Source organism: uncultured Campylobacter sp., assembly GCF_938031315.1.
Taxonomy (GTDB): Bacteria; Campylobacterota; Campylobacteria; order Campylobacterales; family Campylobacteraceae; genus Campylobacter_B.
The window spans coordinates 1-7,322 of the sequence record NZ_CALHHT010000192.1 but is presented as its reverse complement, the minus strand read 5'-3'; the positions used below and the strand labels follow the sequence as shown (position 1 = coordinate 7,322).

Below are 7,322 nucleotides of genomic sequence, written 5' to 3'. Positions count from 1 at the left end.
GCGGTTTTTGAAGCGGAGCTAAATTTAAGCCTGGAGATCGCATCTTCGTTCACTCTAATCGCTCCAAGTCCCAAATATGGCTTAATGTAGCCGTTTTCAAATAAGAATTTGTACCCAGCTCTGGTACTGAAATCCCAAATTTGCGATTTGTATTTCGCGCCGTGGATAGCGCCGAATCCGTTGTTGGTTTCAAATTTATGATCGTTTGTCGAATAAGTTAAATTTACCGCCAAATCCACGTTTTCGTTAAAGTCGTATCTGCCCGCCAGGCCGAACTCGTAGGATTTGATGTTTTCTTTGACACCGTCGAATTTACCCTCGTACCAAGCGTCCGATTTTTGATACCCAAAGATCACGCCCAGCGTAAGATCATCCACTCTCTTGGAGGCTCCGAGTAAAATTCCGTCGCTCTTGTGATCGTATTTGACGCCACCCGAGCGGTCTTTGTAATCCCCGCCGTAGTTTCCAATCGCGCTTACGTTTACGTTAAACTCCTGCCCGTCGGTATCGGCTAAATTTTTATAAGCGGAATTTCTTGCAAGCTTTGTAAGATCCAGATCGACCTTCGAGCGCGGCATCTCGATGCCTACCCGGTTGCCGCCTCTTGCGACCTGCGAAAACAGGCTACCGTTTTTAGGCGTGAAATTATTGATCGCCAGCATCAGCGCTTCAAAATAGGTAGGCAGATCGTCATATCCGCTAGGATAGGCATTCGTATCGGAGGTGATAAATAGATTTGCCGCGTTGCGCTCGCGAGATAATCTTATGATCTCGTCGTATTGATCCGGTCTTGCGTTGTATATGACGTGCAAAATTTTAGAGGAATTTGCGGGGTCTTTTTCAAACTCAGAGGTTCTAGGACGATAGTGGTTTATGTAGTCGTCCGCGCTCACCTCTTGCAGCATCCAAACGTCCGCATAAGGGGCTATGGCGTCGCGCACGCCCCAGCCGTTGTTCGCCAAAACGAGCATTCCCGGATATTTAGTCTTGATATAATTGTAGATACTCTCCATATAGGCAATAGTTGCGGGATTATTCTCGGTATTGACTTCGTCGATAAAGTATCCTGCGATATTTTCTCTGCCGTAGAAATTTACGAAATTATCGATATCGGCATAGACTAAATTTAGATTTCTAGTAGAATTTTTGGTATAGGTATAGCCTAAATTTGATATTCCCGCCGCGATATTTCGCTTCATCTGAACTGCGTCTTCTTCTCTTCTGACCAGATATTGCGTGGTTTGATCGCCCGGTATCGCCGCCTCGTATGAACCGAAAGCCACATAAGGAACCAGCGCGCCGCCTATATTGGTAATGCCGTTCCAAAATTCGGCATTTACGCCGCTATTGCCCGTCCAGCGAAACGCAGGCATCATAACGCGCTGATTATTAAGCCTGCCCGAATATGAGCCCTTTTTGGCAAAGCCCCTTGCGTACTCGAGCTTGATACGAAATGAGTTTTCATACTCGTCGCTCGCGGAGCTATCGCTAGCCGCGTCGCGCCTGCTTAATTTCGCGCCCAAGCTATCCGCAGCGCTCATTACATCGGAACGGGAAGTGTTGTTGGAAGGTGATTTTTGCGCGTTTGCATAGCTCCAGGAATTCTGCTCGCTCGCATAGCCGAACCCTGCTGCACCGACAAGCGCAAGAGATACGATTTTTTTCAAAGACTTTAGCATTCTGCACCGCCTCAAATAAAATTACCCAAATTCTTAAATTTCGACAAATTTGCGGACGCGCTTTTAAAATTAAAAGCTTTGTCGAAATTTAAAAATTTAGCCGCCTTAAGACGGCCAAATTTTAAAGCTTATTTTAATGCCTCTTTTGCCTTCTTCGCGACGGTTGCGAAAGCTTCGGCGTCATTCATAGCCATATTTGCTAAAATTTTTCTATCAAGCTCGATGCCCGCTTTTCTAAGTCCGTTTATAAATTTAGAATAGCTGATATCGTTTAGTCTGCAAGCTGCATTGATGCGCACTATCCAAAGTCTGCGGAAATCGCGTTTTTTCGCGCGTCTGTCACGGAAGGCGTAAACGAGGCTTCTTTCTAGCTGCTCTTTAGCCTTTCTGAAATGTTTGCGTCTTGCGCTATAAAATCCGCGCGCAAGCTTTAGCACCTTGTTGTGACGGCGGCGTCTAACGATGCCCGTTTTTACTCTTGCCATATTAATCCTTTCTTAATTGGCGTCCCTTTGGGGATCTTGCCCTAAAATCCATAAATTTAGGGGAGTTTGAATGACTTTCGTCAAAAACTAACTTCGCACTATTTGCAAAGCATTTTTTTAACCGCAGATACGTTCGTAGAATCGACGTATTGGGCCTCGCGCAAATTCCTCTTGCGTTTTTGAGACATCTTCGTCAAAATGTGGCTGCGAAACGCTGAGCCTCTTTTGATCTTGTTTTTGCCCGCTTTAAAACGCTTGACGGCACCGCGCACGCTTTTCATCTTTGGCATGGTCGTCCTTTTTTTAAAGTGAATGGGAAGTATATAATAAAGTTTCTTTGAAAAATTTGAATTTAAGGAATTTTATAGCTTAAATGAACGCAAGATAAATTTAAAGTTAAATTTTACCGCTCGATTAAGATTCGATTTCGCTTGATATGAAAAATTTTATACAAATTTAAAGGGCTAAATTTAGAGATAAACTTAGCCCGCATTAAATTTTAAAACTACGCTATTTAGCTTAAATTTACGCGCTGTACCGCAAAGAAACAGCGCGAAATTTTAAAATTTTGCCGCACGCAGCGCAAAATACCGCTAAATTTACGCTACGCCTTTTTCGGCGTGATCAGCATATTTACGTAGCGGCCCTCCAGCGCAGGCGCCTTATCGCGATCGGCAACTTCTGCAAAAAATTCGTCCCAAATTTTATTTAGCAAATTTACGCCGATTTCCGGGCTTGACATCTCGCGCCCTTTTAAAAATACGCGAAGCTTGACGTGTTTGCCGCTACTAAGGAATTCTTTCGCGTGTTTTACTTTGTAATTAATGTCGTTTTGAGCGATTTTGGCGGACAGCTTGATCTCTTTGACCTCGATGATTTTTTGCTTTTTTTTCGCCTCTTTGAGCTTTTTTTCCTGCTGATAGCGAAATTTGCTGTAGTTCATGACCTTGCAAACGGGCGGCTTTGCATCGGGCGCTATCAAAACCAGATCCACACCCTCTCGCTCGGCGATTTGCAGCGCCTGCGCCTTTGAAATTATGCCGTAAACCTCGCCGTTGTCGCCTATGCACCTGACTTCGCTAGCCGGAATGTCCTCGTTTAGAAAAACCTCTTTCTCTCTGCTCAAAAATTCACCTCGTTTAATTTAGCTTTTACGAAATTTAAAAACTCATCCAGCCCTAAATTTCGCTGTTCGCGCGCCCTGCGATCGCGCAGAGCCACGCTGCGAGCCGAAACTTCATTATCGCCTAGGACGATGATGAGCGGCACCTTCTGCTTTTCAGCCGTTCTGATTCGTTTATTTAGCGTCTCGTTTTTATCTAAAATTTCGCCGTCAATGTCTGCTTCGCGCAGCAAATTTAAAATTTCTTTCGCGTAGTCTGCGTGCGCCTCGCCGATCGGCACGATCGATACCTGCGTAGGACAGATCCAAAACGGAAGTTCGCCCGCGGTGTGCTCGAGCAAAATCCCCACGAAGCGCTCGAAGCTTCCCAAAATCGCGCGATGCAGCATCACGGGCTGCTTTTTTTCATTATTTTCGTCGATGTAGCCAAGCTCGAAGCGCGCAGGCAGGTTAAAATCGACCTGCACCGTGCCGCACTGCCATTTTCGGCCGAGCGCGTCGGTGATTTTGATGTCGATCTTAGGTCCGTAAAAAGCGCCGCCGCCCTCGTCTAGGCCGTATTTTAAGCCCTTTTCGTCAAGCGCGTCTTTTAAGGCCTTCGTCGCGATCTCCCAAACCTCGTCGTCGCCGACCGCCTTTTGCGGTTTGGTCGAAATTTCAAGTTCGTATTCAAAGCCGAAGGCTTTCATCAAAAGCCCCACGAAATCTAAAATTTCATAGACGTTTTCTTTGATCTGGCTCGGCATCACAAACAGATGCGCGTCGTCCTGCGTAAACTCGCGCACGCGGAAAAGTCCGTGCAAGACGCCGCTTTTTTCGTGGCGGTGCACGACGCCGTACTCGCAAAATTTAAGCGGCAGATCGCGATATGAGCGGATCTCGCTTTGATAAACCTTGATGTGACCGACGCAGTTCATCGGCTTGATGCCGTATTCTTGCTCCTCGATCGTCGTAAAATACATATTTTCTTTGTAATTGCTGTAGTGTCCGCTGATCTTCCACGCGTCGGATTTTAAAATTTCAGGACCGCGCACCGGCTCGTAGCCGCGCTTGCGAAGCTGCCTATAAAGGCGCTCCTCGAGCTTTATACGCATCCTCGTGCCGGCAGGAAGCCAGATCGGAAGTCCCGCGCCGATCTGCTCGTCGAAGGTGAAAAATTTCATCTCGGCTCCGAGCTTTCGGTGATCGCGCTTCTTGGCTTCTTCTAGCATCGTAAGGTGCTTTTTAAGGCTATCTTTATCGGCAAATACGACGCCGTAGATGCGAGTTAGCATCTCGCGCTTCTCGTCGCCGCCGAGATACGCTCCCGCGATGCGTGTAAGGGCGAAATTTTTCAAAAATTTCGTATTTTGCACGTGCGGGCCGCGGCAGATGTCCTCAAACTCGCCCTGCGCGTATAAGCTAACCGGGCCGTCGGGGATACGCTTTAAAACCTCTTGCTTAAGATCGTCGTTTGCATATTTTTTCGCGACCGCCTCTTTGGTGGAGGCTATCTTTTTAATCTCTAAATTTGCCTCGGCGAGCGCTCGCATCTTTTTTTCGATCGTCTTTAGATCCTCTTCGCCGAGCTTTTCGCCGTTATCTTTGCTGACGCGGATATCGTAGTAAAACCCATCCTCGATCGCCGGTCCTACGAAAAATTTAGCGCCCGCATAGAGCTCGCGCACCGCCTGCGCCAAAAGGTGCGCACAGGAGTGGCGGATCACCTTTAGCGCGTCCTCAGAGTTATCGAAATATATCGGCTGCGCCTCGCCTGCGTGCTCGCCGATACTTTGAGTATCGTAAATTTCACCGTTAAATTTATACGCGATAATATCGCTCATTGGCTCGTTTCCTCTTTTTACCGAATTGTCTTTCTTACGCTGAAAGAACGAGAGCTAATTTTAGCCAATCAATCCTTAACGATAAATTTAAAAAATATTAAATTTGTAAATTTCATCTTTTTTCGCGCATAGCGAAGTAGATCGCGTTGGCGCATAGTGCGCAGACGATCATCACGCCGGCAAGCAAAAGCGGCTCGTTTGCACTCACGGCGCCTACGATAAAAGATACCGCTCCTGCGATCGCAAACTGCGTGGTTCCGAGCACCGCCGAGGCCGCACCGGATCTGCCGCCTTTAAACAGCGCCATCGCAAGCGTCGTGGCGTTTGGCGCGATAAAGCCGAGCGATGAAAGCAGTGCGAAAAGCGAGAGCTCAAAGCATACAAACGGCAAGCCGAGCATAGAGCATGCGAGCAGAATCAGGCTCATCGCAAACATCGCGATTAGGCCGAAATTTAATAAAGCTGCGGGTTCGCGCTTCTGCACGAGCTTGGCATTCAGCGCCGATACCAAGGTCATCCCAAGAGCGTTTATGCCGAATACTACGCCGAAAGCGCGCTCGCTAAGCCCGTAATAATCCAAAAATATAAAGCTCGAGCCGGTTATATAGGCAAAAAGCGCGCTCATCGCAACCGCAAAGCCTAGGATGTATCTCATAAACTCTTTGTTGCGTAAAATTTCGCCGTAGTCCCGCGCCACGGCCGCTGCGCTTATCGCGGCGTCGCTTTTTATCTCGGCGCTTTCATCGAGCCCGAAAAATATGAATATGAAAAGTAAAATTCCAAGCGCAAATAAGATCGTAAAAATCGCTTGCCACGGGAAAAACTCAAGCACGAATCCGCCAAAAGTCGGCGCGAGCATCGGAGCGAGCGAGCCCACGACCATCATCAGCGCAAACATCGCCGCAGCCTCGTGCAGCTCAAATTTGTCGTTAATTACCGCTCGCGCAAGTACCACTCCCGCGCAACCGCCCAAAGCTTGCAAAAATCTAAAAAATATAAACGCATAAACGCTATCAAAGCTCACGCAGGCAAGCGACGCACATATGAAAAGCAAAATGCCCGCGTATAACGGCTTTTTACGACCGAATTTATCGCTTAGCGGTCCATAAACGAGCTGTCCTAGCGCAAAAGCGATGAAAAAGCTCGCAACCGATAGCTGAGTGTAAAACTCGCTCGTAGCAAAGCTTGCCTTTACCTTTTCCAGCGCGGGCAGATACATATCGGTAGACAAGGGCGCCAGAGCGGACATATAGGCGAGTATAATCACCAGCTTAAATTTAGCGAATTTACTTTGTTTGATCATCGTTTTTCTCAATTATTTTTAGGCAGAGCTCAAATGTGCGCACGAGCGCGTTTAGATCCTTAAATTTTTGCGGCAAAAGCCTAGCGATAAAATATATCGGACGCAGCGCAAGTACCGTAGCCCACGCACTTTGCACTACGTCCTGCCCGCCATTTGAGGCGTAGGCGCAAATGCCAGAGCGCACCAAGCCTTCGCTCAGACCTTCGCGACAAAGATCATAGAAGAAAAGCAAAAAATCTCGCATTTTGGCTTTTTGCAGATCATCGCGCTCGCCGCGATTTTCAAAATCTATAAATTTCATCTCGCCGTTTTTTACTAAAACGTCGCGCAGCGCAGGTCTGCCGTGTATGAAGCCGCGCGAATGCAGCTGTGCTAACGCCGCTGCATAGCCCTCAATAAGCGCCACGCAAGATACCTCATCCGAGCTTTTTAGCACCTCATCCACCGGCGTGCCGCCGTCTTTGAGTACAAAAAAGCTCTCGTCTCGCAGCACCAGCTGCGGCACAGGCGCGCCGGCTGCGTACAGGCTCTCGCATTTTAGCGCTTCGTAATCGAAAGCGGCTTTCGGATTTGCTTTGAATATTTTCGTAAGCAATCCGCCGCGGATGCGCAGCTCCGGCTGCTTGAGCCAGTATTTCTCGCCCTCGAAACTAAAGCTCGTGACGCGCTCGCCAGGATGATTTTTTAGAATTTCATTTACATATTCTTTAAAATTTTGCATTCGATAAATTTAGCGAATTTTTTTTAGAAAGAGCTAAATTTGCAAGTTTTATTTCATAGAGTTTCATCTGTCCGCATAAAATTTATTACATAAATTCGGCGGGGCTAAATTTTAAAATTCTATCAGACAGAATTTTATTATGATCTTGGAATTTTGTAGCACAGGAAGCAGCAAAAGCGCATAATTTC

Annotated in this window: 7 protein-coding genes; all 7 read right to left on the bottom strand. The window is 47.2% G+C overall.

Annotation, left to right across the window (positions count from 1 at the left end):
- A partial coding sequence (locus tag Q0236_RS05030; protein WP_297915713.1) for a spherulation-specific family 4 protein occupies positions 1 to 1,679 on the bottom strand: 1,679 nt, incomplete at its 3' end.
- A 128-nt stretch (positions 1,680 to 1,807) separates the two neighbouring features.
- Positions 1,808 to 2,164, bottom strand: a complete 357-nt coding sequence (rplT, locus tag Q0236_RS05025) for a 50S ribosomal protein L20 (RefSeq protein WP_297915711.1) — start codon at positions 2,162 to 2,164, stop codon at positions 1,808 to 1,810.
- A gap of 98 nt (positions 2,165 to 2,262) precedes the next feature.
- Complete coding sequence (gene rpmI, locus Q0236_RS05020; RefSeq protein ID WP_005871089.1) at positions 2,263 to 2,454, bottom strand: 50S ribosomal protein L35; 192 nt, start codon at positions 2,452 to 2,454, stop codon at positions 2,263 to 2,265.
- A 314-nt stretch (positions 2,455 to 2,768) separates the two neighbouring features.
- On the bottom strand, positions 2,769 to 3,290 hold the full coding sequence (gene infC, locus Q0236_RS05015; protein ID WP_005871062.1) for a translation initiation factor IF-3: 522 nt from the start codon (positions 3,288 to 3,290) through the stop codon (positions 2,769 to 2,771).
- On the bottom strand, positions 3,287 to 5,110 hold the full coding sequence (thrS, locus tag Q0236_RS05010) for a threonine--tRNA ligase (RefSeq protein ID WP_297915708.1): 1,824 nt from the start codon (positions 5,108 to 5,110) through the stop codon (positions 3,287 to 3,289). Before thrS ends, infC begins: the two co-directional genes overlap by 4 nt.
- A gap of 112 nt (positions 5,111 to 5,222) precedes the next feature.
- A complete protein-coding gene (locus tag Q0236_RS05005; protein WP_297915706.1) occupies positions 5,223 to 6,413 on the bottom strand; it encodes a multidrug effflux MFS transporter in 1,191 nt (396 codons plus the stop codon).
- A complete protein-coding gene (locus tag Q0236_RS05000; protein WP_297915704.1) occupies positions 6,397 to 7,134 on the bottom strand; it encodes a spore coat protein in 738 nt (245 codons plus the stop codon). Before Q0236_RS05000 ends, Q0236_RS05005 begins: the two co-directional genes overlap by 17 nt.
- Positions 7,135 to 7,322: the final 188 nt, after the last annotated feature.